Source organism: Priestia sp. SIMBA_032, from assembly GCF_046535215.1.
In the GTDB taxonomy this organism is placed as follows: domain Bacteria; phylum Bacillota; class Bacilli; order Bacillales; family Bacillaceae_H; genus Priestia; species Priestia aryabhattai.
On the sequence record NZ_JAWRXD010000046.1, the window covers coordinates 1 to 15,719 of the forward strand.

The following is a 15,719-nucleotide window of genomic DNA, read 5'->3' on the forward strand; positions in this document are numbered from 1 at the left end:
TTGACTTGCTCAATTAAAAAATAAAAAATTAACGTTGACGTTTACTATTTCGTTCAGTTTTCAAAGAACTCTTGTCTCAAGGCGACTTTCTTATCTTACCACCTCAAGTATAACTTGTCAACAACTTTTTTCACTAAGTTATTTTCAGGTTATTTTTTGTTGTTGTCTTAGCGACGTATATAAATATAACATCTGTTAACTTAATGGTCAACAACTTTTTCAAAAAAAATAAAAGTTTTCTCGAAAAGATTCCAGAAAACTTTTATTTTGGATATTCTTCCAAATTACAATATGAAATTATTAATAACAAGCAAGGCAGCTATTCCTGGAATACCTAAAATAGCTGAAACTATGGCTGTGGGGAAATTAATAGGAATATGAATATCGAACTGTACGCCAAAGATGTTAATAAAGAAAAGCAGGAGAACGCCAATAATAAGCTTAATCGATAAATTTCCAATGACTCGAAGCATTTTTTCAACACCACCTGTTACTAAAAGTAGAATGATTAGCCCTATTAAAAAAGACACAACTACAATGGGATGGTTTAGCATGTTGCCTCCTTCTTAAAGCAGATAAGTTACCTTATATGTATGTCCAAGCATTCAAAAAAAGCACTATTTCAAGGAGAGAAATCCTTATTTTATAAAGACAACAAAACAGGATGCCCCTATGACATCCTGTTAATTGAAATATTTCGATGCTTGGCTTCTTTTAATAGAAAAAGATACTTCATTTTGGCTAATCGAATATCTACCATTACCTCTTCTGAAGGATCTACACTTCTTTCTACCATTGAAGTTTTGTGACTCCATTCCTGCTTCACTTGCATAAAAGTCTTCACAAATTCATCATCGTACTCTTTGCGTAACCAACCTTTTCTTTTAAAAAACATATGCAAGTACCTCGTTATACTTCTCTTCTACCTTCTAGGGCTTTAGATAATGTTACTTCGTCTGCGTACTCAAGGTCTCCTCCGACGGGTAACCCATGAGCAATTCTAGTAATTTTAATTCCTGTCGGCTTTAAGAGCCTAGAGATATACATAGCCGTAGCTTCGCCCTCTATATTCGGGTTAGTAGCTAAAATCACTTCTTGAATCTCATCATCTTGAAGTCTTTTTAATAACTCTGGTACTTTGATATCTTCAGGCCCTATCCCTTCCATAGGTGAAATTGCACCATGCAGGACATGATACAAGCCGTTATATTCTTTCATTTTCTCCATTGCAATGACATCTTTAGGGTCTTGCACGACACACACCACACTTCGCTCCCTACGCTGATCTTGACAAATGTAGCAAGGATCTTGATCTGTGATATGCCCGCAAACTGAACAATAGGTTAAATTTCGCTTCGCATTGACTAATGCTTTTGCAAAATCTAATACTGTATCTTCTTTCATAGATAAAACAAAGAACGCTAAGCGAACAGCTGTTTTTGGACCAATGCCGGGTAACTTCATAAAACTATCTATAAGCTTTGATATTGGTTCTGGATAATGCACGTGGCAACCACCTTATTAAAGTCCTGGAATATTTAAACCTTTTGTAAATTGACCCATTGTGTTATTTGTTAAATCGTCCATTTGTTTTAATGCGTCATTTGTTGCTGCTAGTACTAAATCTTGTAGCATTTCAATATCTTCAGGATCTACTACATCCTCTTTAATATTTACATCAATTACTTGTTTCTGACCGTTAACCACAACTGTTACCATTCCGCCGCCAGCTGTACCTTCAACAGTTTTTTCAGCTAACTCTTCCTGCGCTTTTTGCATATCTTTTTGCATTTTTTGCATTTGTTTCATCATTTTTTGCATATTGCCCATGCCTTTCATCATATGAACATTCCTCCTAAATTTACTCTTGAATTTCGATTAAGTCTTCTCCAAATAGCTTTTTCGCTTCTGCAACCACAGGGTCTTCCTCCTGTGGTTGACCTGATGACCCATCACTTTGCTGTCCTTGAAGAAACTCTTCTCTTACTTTATCCCATTCACTTTCTGGAATTGCAACCATTTCACGCTTGCTGCCAATTAAAGTATATAAGATATTCTCTAAATTATCACGTACATTGTTGTTATTTTCAGAAGCCATTTTACAATGAATTTCATATTTGAATTTAAGTATAAATGATTGATCTGAAGACGCAACCGGTTCACTGTTAGATAACAACGCTGCATGTGAAGCTTTATTTTGTTGTTTCAAAGTGTCTAATACCTGCGCCCAAGATCGCTTAATCGTTTCTAAATTCTGTCGAGTGGCATTTTTTAAAACTTCATTTACCTTCCCAACAGGCGTTTTGTACTGATTTCTTGACTGTCTTGTCTGTTTTTTCTCTGTTTGAGCTGCCTGAGCTGTATGATCAACTTGAATGCCTTTTTCTTTTAGCTGCTGCAGTTCTGCTTCCATTTGATTCATTTTTTGCAAAATGTCTTGATACGGAAGAGAACTCTCTTGACTTGTAGAGCTTTGAGCTAATTTTACTAAAGCGACTTCAAGTAGCACTCGAGGATGATTGCTCCATTTCATCTCTTGCTGAGTTTGGTTCAATTCAGCAATAACTTTATAAATAAAGGCACTATCCATTTTTGAACTGAGTTCTTTAAACTCTTCGTTAACTGCTGCTTTTTCAAGTAAATATGCATTTTCTTCAGAAGCTTGATAAAGCAGAACATCACGATAATAGAAGATGAGGTCCTCTACAAACCTCGCTGGATCTTTTCCGTTTTTGATCAAACTTTCCACAGAGTCTAACGCTTCTACAATGTTTTCGTTAAAGATAGCTTGGACGATCTTCACAATAAAAGCCTGTGATACTGCTCCTGTTATGGATAGAACATCCTCTAAGCTTACCTTCTCCGTACTATACGAGATGGCTTGGTCTAAAAGACTAAGTGCATCACGCATGCCACCTTCTGAAGCTTTCGCAATTTCGTAAAGAGCATCCTCGCTTACTTCTAGCTCTTCAGAACCTAATACTTCCTTCATTCGGTATACGATATCTTCTGGCGAAATGCGTTTGAAATCAAAGCGCTGACATCTGGAGATAATCGTTAATGGAATTTTATGCGGCTCTGTTGTAGCTAAAATAAAGATGACATGTGCAGGAGGTTCTTCTAACGTTTTTAACAAAGCGTTAAAAGCTCCAATTGAAAGCATATGAACTTCATCAATAATGTACACTTTGTATCGAACAGCACTAGGTGCATATTTTACTTTATCACGGATATCTCGAATTTCATCGACTCCATTATTAGAGGCTGCATCAATTTCAATTACATCAGAAATGGAACCATCAGTAATTCCCCGACAAGTTGCACATTCATTACAAGGTTCAGCAATGGGTGCTTTTTCACAGTTAACGGCTTTCGCTAAAATTTTAGCAGCTGTTGTCTTTCCTGTCCCTCGAGGCCCAGAAAATAAATACGCATGCGAAAATTTTTCTTGGACAAGGGCATTTTGAAGTGTTTTGATAATATGTTGTTGACCGACTACGTCGTTAAAGCTTTGAGGACGGTATACACGGTACAGAGCCTGATATGCCACTACATCCTCTCCTTTTAATATAATTCATTAGTTATCATTATAGCGTATTATGAGGTTTTTTTTCAAAATAGTAAGAGATAAAATAAAAAGCCTACTCCCACAGAGTAGACTAAACTTATGTATATAACTGCCGTGCACCTTCCGTCGATTAGCCACCCCAGGCGTTACTTAAGCAGTTAGCTCGGTTCAGGCGACCCTATGGCACATGAGAGGTTCTGCTTACTGCTGCTTCCTTCCGGACCTGACAGGGTTCACAGATTCCCATTGCATAGGACCCAAACGTCAACACCACTTACTTAAGGCAGGCCCTAAGATGAGCTAACCTCAAGAAGGAATTCGGCCTCGCTAGAGCGGATTGCGAGTACAGGGCACCGCTACCTCCCCGCTTAGCACGGCAAAGTTGAAACCAATAGTTTGGGCATCAAGTTGATGCATTTACAAGTATACGTCTTTTCATTCAAAAATGCAACCGCTATAGAAAACTTACTTTTTCAGCGCTATTTTCCAGTCTTTTTTCGTTGACGTAACTCACGAAAAAAAGTCGTTAAGAGGCTCCCGCATTCTTCTTCTAGCATACCTCCTACCACTTCTGCTTGATGATTAAACTTTTCAAACTCTAATAAGTTTAACAATGTTCCCGCGCAGCCACCTTTAGGATCATAAGCGCCAAACACAACTCTTTTCACTCTTGATAATACAATAGCACCTGCACACATCGGACATGGTTCTAAGGTGACATATAACGTAGCGTCTTCCAATCTCCATGTTCCTAGTTTCTTACATGCTTCATCAATTGCTAAAAGTTCCGCATGAGCAACTGATCGCTGTTCTGTTTCTCGTAAGTTATAAGCTGCAGCAATCACTTCATCGTTTTGAACAATAACTGCTCCAATGGGAACCTCTAATTTATCTTTAGCTTTTAATGCTTCATCAATTGCCAACCTCATATACTTTTCATCATTTAACACTTTTTATCCAACCTTACATATTATATTTTTTCTGAGTCAAACTATTTACTATGTACATCAGGAAAAGGAGAGACCTTGTGTGAAGAATGCTAAAACTGCTTTAATTATTATTGATATGCTAAACGATTTTCAATTCAAAAACGGCAAAGTACTTGCTGAAAAATCTTTAACAATTGCTCAAAACATTGCCAAGTTAAAACAATATGCCTCGTCTCAACATATCCCTATTATTTATGTCAATGACCACTATAAACTATGGCAAGCAAACTTAGAAACCATTTTAACACACTGCACAAATGAGGTAAGTTCACCCATTCTACATCACATTTCACCACAAAACGCTGATTACTTTTTAATTAAACCAAAGCATTCTATCTTCTATGGGACAGCTTTAAATATTTTGCTATCACAACTCGATGTGCATACACTTATTTTAACAGGAATTGCGGGAAATATATGCGTGCTTTTTTCAGCTAACGATGCTTATATGCGTGAGTATAATTTAATTGTGCCTGAAGATTGTATTGCTTCAAACGCAGATGAAGACAACACCTTTGCTTTAAGAATGATGCATAACGTATTAAATGCTCGTATTTGCAAACATACTGAGTTGATGAATTAAGTAAAAAGCCTTCTCATATGATGGAAGTAAGTCATATGAAATGGAGGCTTTTTATTATGCAAATTTACACTGTTAAAGCAGGTGACAGTATATATAGTATTGCAAAACAGTTTCGCATTGAAGCAGGAAAAATTATAAGAGCAAATGAATTACCTAATCCAAATCAACTCGTCATCGGGCAATCTATGGTTATTCCCATCAACGGTACTTACTACACAGTAAAAGCTGGAGACACTATATGGAAGGTAGGAAGAAAATTAGGCGTTAGCTATCAGGCTATTGCCAATGCGAACAATGTTTCAGTTACAGCACCCTTAACACCTGGCCGCCGCATCTTAATTCCCCCTTCCCCAAACAAAAGAAACGGTGAGTTTTTAGGGTATGTTGAAACAAGCAATCGAAAAATCACCCCCCAAACAGAGAAAATGATTAATCAAAATGCAAAATATCTTACGTATCTCGGGCCAGCTAACTTCGAAGTACAAAAAGACGGTTCTCTAAAGGCGCCTCCGCTTAACAATTTAGGTTCTATTGCTAAAGAAAATGACGTCATTTTCTCAATGGTATTGGCTAATATTGAAAACGGCGCATTCAGTGACGAAGTCGGCCGGGCAATTTTAACTAATAAAGACGTTCAAGATACGCTCTTAAATAATATTGTAAAAACAGCGAGGGAACAAAATTTCAGAGACATTCACTTTGACTTCGAATTTTTGCGTCCGGCAGATAAAGAAGCCTATATTGCATTTTTACAGAAAGCAAAAAAGCGTCTTCAAGATGAGCAACTTCTCATGTCTGTCGCTTTAGCTCCGAAGACAAGTCGAGATCAAAAAGGCAAATGGTACGAAGCACATGATTATAAAGCCATTGGAGAGATTGCTAACTTCGTTGTTCCGATGACATATGAATGGGGATATAGCGGTGGGCCTCCTATGGCCGTCTCTCCTATTGGTCCCGTACGTGATGTTTTAGAATATGCAGTATCTGAAATACCTAGTTCAAAAATTATCATGGGCCAAAACCTATACGGTTACGATTGGACACTTCCTTACAAACCAGGAGGAGAATATGCCAAAGCCATTAGTCCTCAACGAGCTATTGAGTTGGCAGCTCGCTATAAAGTAGCTATTCAATACGACAATAAAGCACAAGCTCCTTTCTTCCGGTATAAAGATGAACAGCAGCGCACCCACGAAGTATGGTTTGAAGACGCTAGGTCTATTCAGGCCAAGTTTGATTTAATCAAAGAATTAAAACTTAGAGGAATGGCTTACTGGAAACTAGGCTTAGATTTTCCACAAAACTGGCTCTTGATTGAAGACAACTTCAAAATTACCAAAAGACTGACACAGCAATAAATAGGGAAAGCTTACTGTTAACAGTAGGCTTTTTGTTATTCTTCTTACTGAAAGAAATTTCTTTTCCCCTTATTCTCCTTCTCTATGTTAAAATATTTTTTGTCTGTTTTTTTTGAACGAGTGGTCATGAAGGAGGCAAATGAATGCAAGGCACACCTTTTATTTCAGTAGAAGGACCCATCGGTGTCGGAAAAACCTCTCTAGCTAAAGAGATTGCAAAAGCATTTCAATTCGAAATTTTAAAAGAAATCGTAGATGAAAATCCATTTCTCGGGAAATTTTATGAGAATATCGATGAGTGGAGTTTTCAAACCGAAATGTTTTTTCTATGTAATCGATATAAGCAGTTAGAGGATATTCAAAAAGGGTTCTTATCTTATAAAAAACCTGTTGTAGCAGATTATCATATTATGAAAAACATGATTTTCGCTGAGCAAACGTTAAAAGATGAACAGTATAAAAAATATGTACAAATCTTCCACATCTTAACGGCTGATATGCCGGCTCCGAACATTATTATTTATTTAAATGCAAGTTTGGACACCTTGCTAAAGCGTATTAAAATGCGTGGAAGAGAAATTGAACGAAACATCGATCCTCACTACCTTGCGAGACTAAGTGATGATTATGAAAAAGCTATGACGGCATTTGAACAAAAGAACCCTGACGTAACCATTTTACGTTACAACGGTGATGAAATAGATTTTGTACAAAATAAACAACACTTAAATAGAATCTTCTCAGAGGTTCAAGAGAGTATGTTAAAAAGGAGTATGTAATGGTAAACTTACGATCGAAATACAACATTCCTAATGATGCTGTGTTGACGATAGCGGGTACAGTTGGAGTTGGGAAATCTACGATGACTCAATCATTGGCTGATGCTCTCCAATTTCGCACATCGTTTGAAAAAGTAGATTCCAATCCTTACCTGGACAAATTTTATGGAGATTTTGAACGTTGGAGCTTTCACCTACAAGTATATTTTCTAGCGGAACGCTTTAAAGAACAAAAGAAAATTTTCGAGTATGGTGGCGGCTTCATCCAGGACAGATCCATTTACGAAGATACCGGTATCTTTGCTAAGATGCATTTTGAAAAAGGAACAATGTCTAAAGTAGACTATGAGACATATACAAGCTTGTTCGATGCAATGGTTATGACTCCATACTTCCCTCATCCGGATCTGCTCATTTATTTGGAAGGCAGCTTCGAAGATATTGTAGACCGCATTCAAGAAAGAGGGCGACCAATGGAACAACAAACGCCTCTTGATTATTGGAAAGAGATGCACGCCCGATACGAAGACTGGATTAATAACTTTACGGCTTGCCCTATTCTCCGTTTAGATATTAGAGAATACGACCTTATTAAGAATCCTGATTCAATTGAATCAATTGTTGAAAAGGTAGCTCGCTTTTTACAACATAATGAAAAATTAAAACGTCGTCAGCTATAAAAAAATGCCGCTTTAATAGATAAAGCGGCATTTTTAACAAATAAAAAACCGTTACTTATAAGTAACGGTTTTCCAATCTCCAATTTATCGCGCTATGTTAATTGCATTAAAAGTCAAATATGGCGGAGGAAGAGGGATTCGAACCCCCGCGGGCTTTAACACCCCTGTCGGTTTTCAAGACCGATCCCTTCAGCCGGACTTGGGTATTCCTCCGTATCGACAAGTATTAATTTATCATATACAAATAATGAAGTCAACTCTTTTATTGATTTTTTTAAAAAAGATGTTCATTAAAAATTAATTTAATGAACATCTTCTACTTTTATTTAGAAATAAATTCTTTATTTCCCATATATGGACGCAGCACTTCTGGAATTTGAATTTTTCCATCTTCCTGCTGGTAGTTTTCTAAAATTGCAGCTACCGTACGGCCAATTGCTAAGCCAGAACCGTTTAGTGTATGAACATGTTCTGGTTTTGCTTTTATATCACGGCGGAAGCGAATATTAGCACGGCGAGCTTGGAAGCTTTCAAAGTTTGAACAAGAAGAAATTTCACGATACGTTTCATAACTTGGAATCCAAACTTCAATATCATACTTTTTGGCTGCTGTGAAACCTAAGTCAGCTGTACACATGCTTAGAACTCGGTAAGGCAAACCTAATAGTTGAAGAACCTTTTCAGCATGGCCAGTTAATTTTTCTAATTCATCATAAGAATCTTCTGGCTTAACAAAGCGAACAAGTTCTACTTTATTAAACTGATGCTGACGAATAAGCCCACGTGTATCTCTTCCTGCAGAGCCTGCTTCTGAGCGGAAGCAAGCACTATACGCTGTATAAGCAATCGGAAGCTGGTCTCCGCTTAAAATTTCATCACGATGTAAATTTGTAACTGGTACTTCAGCTGTAGGAATTAAGAAATAATCTTCTTCTTTAATCTTGAATGCATCTTCTTCAAATTTAGGAAGCTGCCCTGTTCCTGTCATGCTTGTACGATTTACCATATATGGAGGAAGGATTTCTTCATAACCATGCTCATCCATATGTAAATCCATCATAAAGTTAATAAGAGCACGTTCTAACCTTGCACCTAATCCTTTATAAAATACAAAGCGGCTTCCCGTTACTTTCGAAGCTCTTTCAAAGTCTAAAATATTTAAATCTGTTCCTAAATCCCAATGCGGTTTTGGTTCAAAATCAAATTGTTTAATTTCTCCCCATTTGCGTATTTCTACGTTATCATCTTCAGTTTCACCTACAGGCGTACTTTCATGTGGAACGTTAGGAATTGAAAGCAGCAATAGCTCTAACTCTTCTTCAACGCTGCGAAGCTCTTCATCTAATTGCTTTACGCGATCTCCTACTTCACGCATTTCAACGATTAAATGATCCGCATCTTGTTTTTCACGCTTCAATTGTGCAATTTGCTGTGATACTTCATTTCGTTTGCTTTTTAACTCTTCTGTTTGAGCAATTAGCTCACGGCGTTTTGCATCTAACTCTTCAAAGCGACCTAAGTCCGTTAAGTCTTCACCACGAAACTTGAGCTTTTCTTTTACTTCATTAAAATTAGCACGTAAAAATTTTAAATCTAACATACTTAGTACCTCCTTTAGTATAAAAGGGCAAAATAAAAACTCTCATCCCCATGAAAGGGACGAGAGTTTACCCGCGTTGCCACCCTAATTGAAAGCTAAAATAAGCCTTCCTCTTAAACCAGATAACGGATGAACCGAAACTGCCTACTACTTTTTCGACAGCTTGCTCCAGGACGGATTCATAAGAATTGATTATCGATTCACACCAGCCATCGACTCTCTTGAAATCAAAAATCTTATTACTATTTCCTATCAACGCTTTATACCAATATCATTTTTAATAATCATAATGTACTACAAGTCTTTACAAGATGCAATTCATTTATACAGGTTTTTTTGAAGCTTCTTCAACCATTGCTACAAAATACTGAGCCATGCGAGCATCATCTGTTAATTCTGGATGAAACGAACATCCCAAGAATTGACCTTGTCTTGCTGCAACAATTCGGTCGTTATGCATTGCCAAGACTTCAACATTTTCTCCTACTTCTACAATATGCGGAGCACGTATAAATACGCCTATAAAATCTTCACCAATATCTTTAATGTTTAGAGCAGCTTCAAAGCTATCTCGTTGACGCCCAAATGAGTTTCGAGCTACCGTAATATCCATAACACCTAAATGGGGCTCTTCACGGTCAACAACTTGTCCTGCAAGTAAAATTAAACCCGCACACGTACCAAACACCGGTTTACCTGCTTGTGCAAACTGGCGAAGAGGTTCCATAAAATCATATTTGTCAATCAGACGACGCATCGCTGTGCTTTCGCCGCCCGGTAGGATTAAACCATCTATTTCGTCTAGCTGTTCAACTTTTTTAATGATAATGGCTTCAGCGCCTGCTGCTTCTAATGCTTGTGCATGCTCGCGAAAGGCACCTTGTAATCCTAACACGCCTACTTTTACCATTTTGTCAAAACTCCCTTTAAATTACCATCCACGCTCTTGCATGCGGTTTTCTGGTAATAATGATGAAATTTCAATCCCTTTCATTGCACTTCCTAACCCTTTTGACAAGTTTGCAATGAGTTCATAGTCTTGATAATGCGTTGTTGCCTCAACAATTGCTCGAGCAAATTTTTCAGGGTTGTCTGATTTGAAGATTCCTGAACCAACGAACACACCATCTGCTCCAAGCTGCATCATTAATGCTGCGTCTGCTGGTGTTGCTACACCGCCCGCTGCAAAGTTTACAACCGGTAGGCGACCTTCACGTTTAATTTGTAGTAATAACTCATAAGGCGCGCCTAATAGTTTTGCCTCTGTCATTAACTCATCTTCGTCCATGCCCACAACTTTACGTACTTGAGCGTTTACTTGGCGCATATGACGCACTGCTTCTACGATGTTTCCTGTCCCTGGTTCGCCTTTTGTTCGAAGCATTGCAGCTCCTTCAGCAATACGACGGGATGCTTCTCCAAGATCTCGACAACCGCACACAAATGGAACCGTAAATGTATTTTTATTTAAATGAAACTCCTCATCAGCTGGAGTCAACACTTCACTTTCATCGATGTAGTCTACACCCATCGCTTCTAGCACGCGTGCTTCAACAATATGGCCAATACGAGCTTTTGCCATAACTGGAATGGACACAGCATTCATCACTTCTTCAACAATTGTTGGGTCTGCCATACGAGACACGCCGCCTGCTGCACGGATATCAGCTGGAACACGCTCTAATGCCATAACGGCAACAGCACCTGCTGCTTCTGCAATTTTTGCTTGCTCTGCATTGATAACGTCCATGATAACGCCACCTTTTTGCATTTCCGCCATTCCTCGTTTTACACGATCAGTACCTGTAATGTTATTCATGTTTGTCTTCCTCCTGTATCAAGTGTTTCACAATAATTTTTAGTGTATATACAAAATTCAAAACTTAGTGTCTATTCTACCGCATTTTTCGGAAAATTCCTATCTAATTTATAGATTATATACAAACAAATCTAAAAATAAAAAAAGAGATACTCTCTTGTAGTATCTCTTCTTTCTCTTGAGTTATCATTAAAACCAGTTATTCACTGTATTTGCAGCATTCATCCAAATATCGCTAAAGAAGTTACCGATGCTGCGGATAGCGAGAGAGAACCATCCAGCTTTTTCAACAGATTCATTTGTCACAACCGGTGTCATGCTATCTGTGGTTTGTCCTCCTACATAGCCTAGATCTTTAAGATTACTGTTCGTTGCACTCACATAAGCAACTGCTTCTCCTTTTTTAATAGGAGCTACAACTTTCTGATCGTTCACAACTTTATCGTTTAACCTAAAGTTGATTTTAGTATGATCTTTTTGACCTTTTTCGGTAATAATCTTTACTGAATTCTTTGGAGAAACGGAAGCTTCTTTTGATTTCCCTTTAGCAACATCAATTGTTTCGTGCCCTTTAATCTTGCCGTTAGCAGGCACTACTTCTTTTAACTGAAAATGACTAAAAGCATAATCCAATATCTTTTTCGTTTGAGAAAAACGAGCAGCTTCCGTAGACTTGCCGTTTTCCTTAGCATTCATTACAACTGTTATGTATCTTACACCGTTACGTTCTGCAGTCCCAGTGAAACATTGACCCGCAAAGTCTGTGTGACCAGTTTTCAAGCCGTCTACGCCGCTGTATGCAGCTGAAAAACCAGGGAGCATCTTATTCCAATTGTTCATTTTTGTTTCGCCTTGTTGCCCTTGTCTAAACATCTTAGAAGGAGTTTTGGCTACTTCCAAAGATTCTGGATAATCATGAATCAAGTGATAAGCAAGAGTAGCAACTGCCCGAGCAGATAGAAGATTCTCATCTTCTTCCTTCGTTCCTTTTGGATACATTCCTTTTAACAAGGAATTAGAAAGACCTGTAGAATTGACAAATTTTGATTCACCCATATTTAATTTCTTTGCCGTTTCATTCATTAACTTAATAAAACGTTCTTCAGAACCACTGACAGCTTCAGCTAAAGCAATGGCTGCTCCATTAGCTGAGTAAATAGCCATGGCATCATATAATTCTTTTACCGTATATTCTTGGTTTTCGATTAATGGTACATTTGATAATCCATAATCCTGAGAAATTTTAGCTGCATATTTACTAACTGGCACACGTTGATCCCAAGATAATTTCTTATCTTTTATGGATTCTAATACTAGGTATTCCGTCATCATTTTTGTCATGCTTGCAATACCTAATAAAGCATCCGTATTTTTCCCGTATAGCACTTTCCCCGTACTTGCCTCTACTAAAATGGCTGCATCTGCTTCAACACCAATATCATCTGTTTTAGAAGCAGCTGATGCTTGTGTAGAGACAAAAAATACGCTGGCCATTAACATAACAGCAATGACACAAATTAATTGTTTCTGTACTGCGTTTCTCACTCTATACCCTCCAAACGTAAACTCACATAAATGTAATTTTATCATACTAAAATTTAAAAAAATAGATAAAGAAGTACTGTTACATTCATGATTAATGACATAAAAAACACGTTTCCCTATTAAGGAAACGTGTTTTTTAAACATTCATGATTATCTCATAGAATAGTTAGGAGATTCTTTTGTAATTTGCACATCATGTGGGTGACTTTCTCTTAAACCTGCTCCAGTCATACGGATGAATTGTGCCTGTTCACGTAACGCTTCTAAGTTAGCTGAGCCACAGTAACCCATTCCTGCGCGTAAACCACCAATCATTTGATATAAAGTATCTGCTACAGGTCCTTTGTAAGGCAAACGGCCTTCGATACCTTCTGGAACTAATTTTTTATTATCTTCTTGGAAGTATCGATCTTTACTTCCTTTTTCCATAGCTCCTACAGAGCCCATTCCACGGTACACTTTAAAGCGTCTTCCTTGGTAGATTTCTGTTTCGCCAGGACTTTCTGTCGTTCCTGCTAGAAGGCTTCCTAGCATTACTGTATGTCCACCAGCTGCAAGTGCTTTTACGATATCTCCAGAGTACTTAATACCGCCATCTGCGATAATAGCTACACCATGCTTACGAGCTTCGGTTGCACAGTCATACACTGCTGTAATTTGTGGAACGCCTACACCAGCTACAACACGAGTTGTACAAATTGAACCAGGTCCAATTCCTACTTTTACTACATTTGCTCCAGCTTCAATTAATGCTTTTGTACCTTCAGCAGTTGCTACGTTACCAGCAATAATATTTAATTCTGGATATGCCTCGCGAATGCTGCGTACCGTATCTAAAACGCCTTGTGAATGTCCATGCGCCGTATCAATAACGATAACATCAACGCCAGCTTGTACTAATTTTTCGATACGAACATTTGAATCAGCTGTTACGCCAACAGCTGCTCCAACTAATAATCGACCTTGTTGATCTTTAGCTGCATTTGGAAACTCAATTACTTTTTCAATGTCTTTAATTGTGATAAGACCTTTTAATACGCCATTGTCATCTACAAGAGGTAACTTTTCAATTTTGTATTGCTGTAGAATTTTCTCTGCTTCTTCTAAAGTCGTTCCCACTGGAGCAGTAACTAATTCTTCTTTTGTCATTACATCAGCAATTTGCATTGAATAATCTTGGATGAAACGCAAGTCACGGTTTGTAAGGATTCCAACTAGTTTTTGTTCTTCTTCGTTGTTGACAATCGGCACACCTGAGATACGATATTTGCCCATTAAATGTTCAGCAGCAAATACTTGGTTTTCAGGAGTTAAAAAGAAAGGATCCGTGATAACACCACTTTCAGAACGTTTTACTTTATCAACTTGTTCTGCTTGCTGTTCAATCGACATGTTTTTGTGAATGATACCTAAACCACCTTGTCTAGCCATCGCAATAGCCATTTCAGCTTCTGTAACTGTATCCATTCCTGCACTGATGAACGGCACCTTTAATTTTAATGTTTTTGTTAGTTCAACACTCATATCAACGTCTTTAGGTAGTACCTCAGATTTTGCTGGCACCAGTAAAACGTCATCAAATGTTAAGCCTTCTTTAGAAAATTTGCTTTCCCACATTATAGAATCCTCCTTTAAACGACAGAATATTATTAGTAGATTAACAAGCAGATATGTACCTGTCAATAACTTCACTAGATATCAGATAATTCTAATAAAAAGAAAAGGTGATTTAGTTGCATAAATTTAATGATGTTTGGACGTCCTACAATTTATTTTTCTCCGTTCCTTTTGTACAAAATTTTTTAAAAAAGCGCTATCAAAAATTGAATTATAGCGATGCAGAGCAACATAGCTTTAAAAACAGTTACCCATTTATTTATTATTTGGAACACAGTAAAAATTATTATCAAGTTGCGGCACAATCTCCTGTATCAGTTCAACCAGTTTTATTATTTTATGGAATGTCACAGCTGTTAAAAGCCAGTTTGTTAACACAAAACCCAGTATATCCCGAAAATACGGCGGTGTTAGCACATGGAGTATCAACACGAAAAAGAAAAAAACAAAGTTATGATTTTTTAGATGATGAAGTTAAGATTCAAAAAAGCGGTTTATTTTCACAAGTAGGAGAAGAATTGTTTCATGTGAAACAACTGGAAGGTAGTAAATATACAATGAATTATCTATTGTCTTGTGTACCTGAATTAGAGACATTATTTTTAAATTTGGATACGAGGCCATTTTCCCATTTAACAACTATTGGATCGCTTCCAGCTACCTCTTTGCCTATTCCTGAACAAGTTACACGGTGTTATCATATGAATCACGAAAGGCTCTATTCTTTTTTAAAAGAGCGTTCCCGTCTATCATTGTCTGTGTCAGAAGATCAGGTATATATTCTCGACCCTTCAAACTGTTTATATAATTGTTCACCTTTTATGTACAATTTTCAAGCTAACACACTGCATGCACCATTGGAAAAAGATAGCTGCTTATATTTTCCTGAGATATTGGCACATTACTTATTACTTTATAATTTAAGTATGATTTCACGTTATGAAACAGAGTGGTGGTATGAATTATTGCATACATACTCTTCAAAAGATTACCCATTTATCTTGAGGTTCCTTGAGGTTACGGCTCAAAAGATTCCTTACTTAATTTCTTGTTACTTAAATGAACATACAAAAAAAGACTAGCTAAAATAGCTAGTCTTTTTTCAAATGCCTGGCAACGTCCTACTCTCACAGGGACAAAGTCCCAACTACCATTGGCGCTAAAGAGCTTAACTTCCGTGT

Annotated in this window: 16 protein-coding genes, 1 tRNA gene, 1 other RNA gene and 1 other annotated feature; of the genes, 5 read left to right on the plus strand and 13 right to left on the minus strand. The window is 37.4% G+C overall.

The window, feature by feature from the left end; translation table 11 throughout:
* Positions 1 to 284: 284 nt before the first annotated feature.
* From SB717_RS32590 to tadA, 7 genes are all read right to left on the minus strand, one after another.
* Positions 285 to 554, minus strand: a complete 270-nt coding sequence (locus SB717_RS32590) for a pro-sigmaK processing inhibitor BofA family protein (RefSeq protein ID WP_074684328.1) — start codon at positions 552 to 554, stop codon at positions 285 to 287.
* Positions 555 to 670: 116 nt separating this feature from the next.
* Positions 671 to 895 (minus strand): YaaL family protein, encoded by a 225-nt coding sequence (locus SB717_RS32595; protein WP_013054840.1) that lies wholly within the window; start codon positions 893 to 895, stop codon positions 671 to 673.
* A 14-nt stretch (positions 896 to 909) separates the two neighbouring features.
* Entirely contained in the window at positions 910 to 1,506 is a 597-nt protein-coding gene (gene recR, locus SB717_RS32600; RefSeq protein WP_014461944.1) for a recombination mediator RecR, read from the minus strand.
* Positions 1,507 to 1,521: 15 nt separating this feature from the next.
* Positions 1,522 to 1,842: a YbaB/EbfC family nucleoid-associated protein gene (locus SB717_RS32605; RefSeq protein ID WP_013081327.1), complete on the minus strand. Its 321-nt coding sequence runs from the start codon at positions 1,840 to 1,842 to the stop codon at positions 1,522 to 1,524.
* Positions 1,843 to 1,861: 19 nt separating this feature from the next.
* Entirely contained in the window at positions 1,862 to 3,550 is a 1,689-nt protein-coding gene (gene dnaX / locus SB717_RS32610; protein ID WP_074684326.1) for a DNA polymerase III subunit gamma/tau, read from the minus strand.
* 130 nt (positions 3,551 to 3,680) lie between these two features.
* Positions 3,681 to 3,945: signal recognition particle sRNA large type (ffs, locus tag SB717_RS32615), an RNA gene on the minus strand.
* Between the two features lie 102 nt (positions 3,946 to 4,047).
* A complete protein-coding gene (gene tadA / locus SB717_RS32620; protein WP_080890255.1) occupies positions 4,048 to 4,518 on the minus strand; it encodes a tRNA adenosine(34) deaminase TadA in 471 nt (156 codons plus the stop codon).
* 79 nt (positions 4,519 to 4,597) lie between these two features.
* Here tadA and SB717_RS32625 point away from each other — a divergent pair, with 79 nt between their 5' ends.
* From SB717_RS32625 to SB717_RS32640, 4 genes are all read left to right on the plus strand, one after another.
* Complete coding sequence (locus tag SB717_RS32625) at positions 4,598 to 5,140, plus strand: cysteine hydrolase family protein (protein WP_098622351.1); 543 nt, start codon at positions 4,598 to 4,600, stop codon at positions 5,138 to 5,140.
* A gap of 56 nt (positions 5,141 to 5,196) precedes the next feature.
* Positions 5,197 to 6,498: a glycoside hydrolase family 18 protein gene (locus SB717_RS32630; protein WP_074684324.1), complete on the plus strand. Its 1,302-nt coding sequence runs from the start codon at positions 5,197 to 5,199 to the stop codon at positions 6,496 to 6,498.
* Between the two features lie 143 nt (positions 6,499 to 6,641).
* The gene (locus tag SB717_RS32635; RefSeq protein WP_410906904.1) at positions 6,642 to 7,277 is read left to right on the plus strand and encodes a deoxynucleoside kinase; all 636 of its coding nucleotides are present in this window, start codon (positions 6,642 to 6,644) and stop codon (positions 7,275 to 7,277) included.
* Positions 7,277 to 7,957, plus strand: coding sequence for a deoxynucleoside kinase (locus SB717_RS32640; protein ID WP_144647310.1), 681 nt, complete (start codon positions 7,277 to 7,279; stop codon positions 7,955 to 7,957). The genes SB717_RS32635 and SB717_RS32640 overlap by 1 nt, the downstream gene beginning before the upstream one ends.
* A 120-nt stretch (positions 7,958 to 8,077) precedes the next feature.
* Here SB717_RS32640 and SB717_RS32645 read toward each other — a convergent pair.
* The 6 genes from SB717_RS32645 to guaB form a co-directional block, all read right to left on the minus strand.
* Positions 8,078 to 8,170: transfer RNA gene (locus SB717_RS32645), tRNA-Ser, on the minus strand.
* Positions 8,171 to 8,279: 109 nt separating this feature from the next.
* Positions 8,280 to 9,557, minus strand: a complete 1,278-nt coding sequence (gene serS, locus SB717_RS32650; protein ID WP_410906906.1) for a serine--tRNA ligase — start codon at positions 9,555 to 9,557, stop codon at positions 8,280 to 8,282.
* 52 nt (positions 9,558 to 9,609) lie between these two features.
* Positions 9,610 to 9,822: a binding site (T-box leader), on the minus strand.
* A 57-nt stretch (positions 9,823 to 9,879) separates the two neighbouring features.
* The gene (pdxT, locus tag SB717_RS32655) at positions 9,880 to 10,467 is read right to left on the minus strand and encodes a pyridoxal 5'-phosphate synthase glutaminase subunit PdxT (protein WP_028412710.1); all 588 of its coding nucleotides are present in this window, start codon (positions 10,465 to 10,467) and stop codon (positions 9,880 to 9,882) included.
* A 21-nt stretch (positions 10,468 to 10,488) separates the two neighbouring features.
* The gene (gene pdxS, locus SB717_RS32660) at positions 10,489 to 11,376 is read right to left on the minus strand and encodes a pyridoxal 5'-phosphate synthase lyase subunit PdxS (protein WP_013054829.1); all 888 of its coding nucleotides are present in this window, start codon (positions 11,374 to 11,376) and stop codon (positions 10,489 to 10,491) included.
* A 189-nt stretch (positions 11,377 to 11,565) separates the two neighbouring features.
* A complete protein-coding gene (locus SB717_RS32665) occupies positions 11,566 to 12,921 on the minus strand; it encodes a serine hydrolase (protein ID WP_410906908.1) in 1,356 nt (451 codons plus the stop codon).
* A gap of 150 nt (positions 12,922 to 13,071) precedes the next feature.
* Complete coding sequence (gene guaB / locus SB717_RS32670; RefSeq protein ID WP_013054827.1) at positions 13,072 to 14,538, minus strand: IMP dehydrogenase; 1,467 nt, start codon at positions 14,536 to 14,538, stop codon at positions 13,072 to 13,074.
* Between the two features lie 116 nt (positions 14,539 to 14,654).
* On the opposite strand from guaB, the gene SB717_RS32675 reads away from it, so the two are divergent.
* Positions 14,655 to 15,620, plus strand: a complete 966-nt coding sequence (locus SB717_RS32675; RefSeq protein WP_410906910.1) for a YaaC family protein — start codon at positions 14,655 to 14,657, stop codon at positions 15,618 to 15,620.
* Positions 15,621 to 15,719 lie beyond the last annotated feature (99 nt).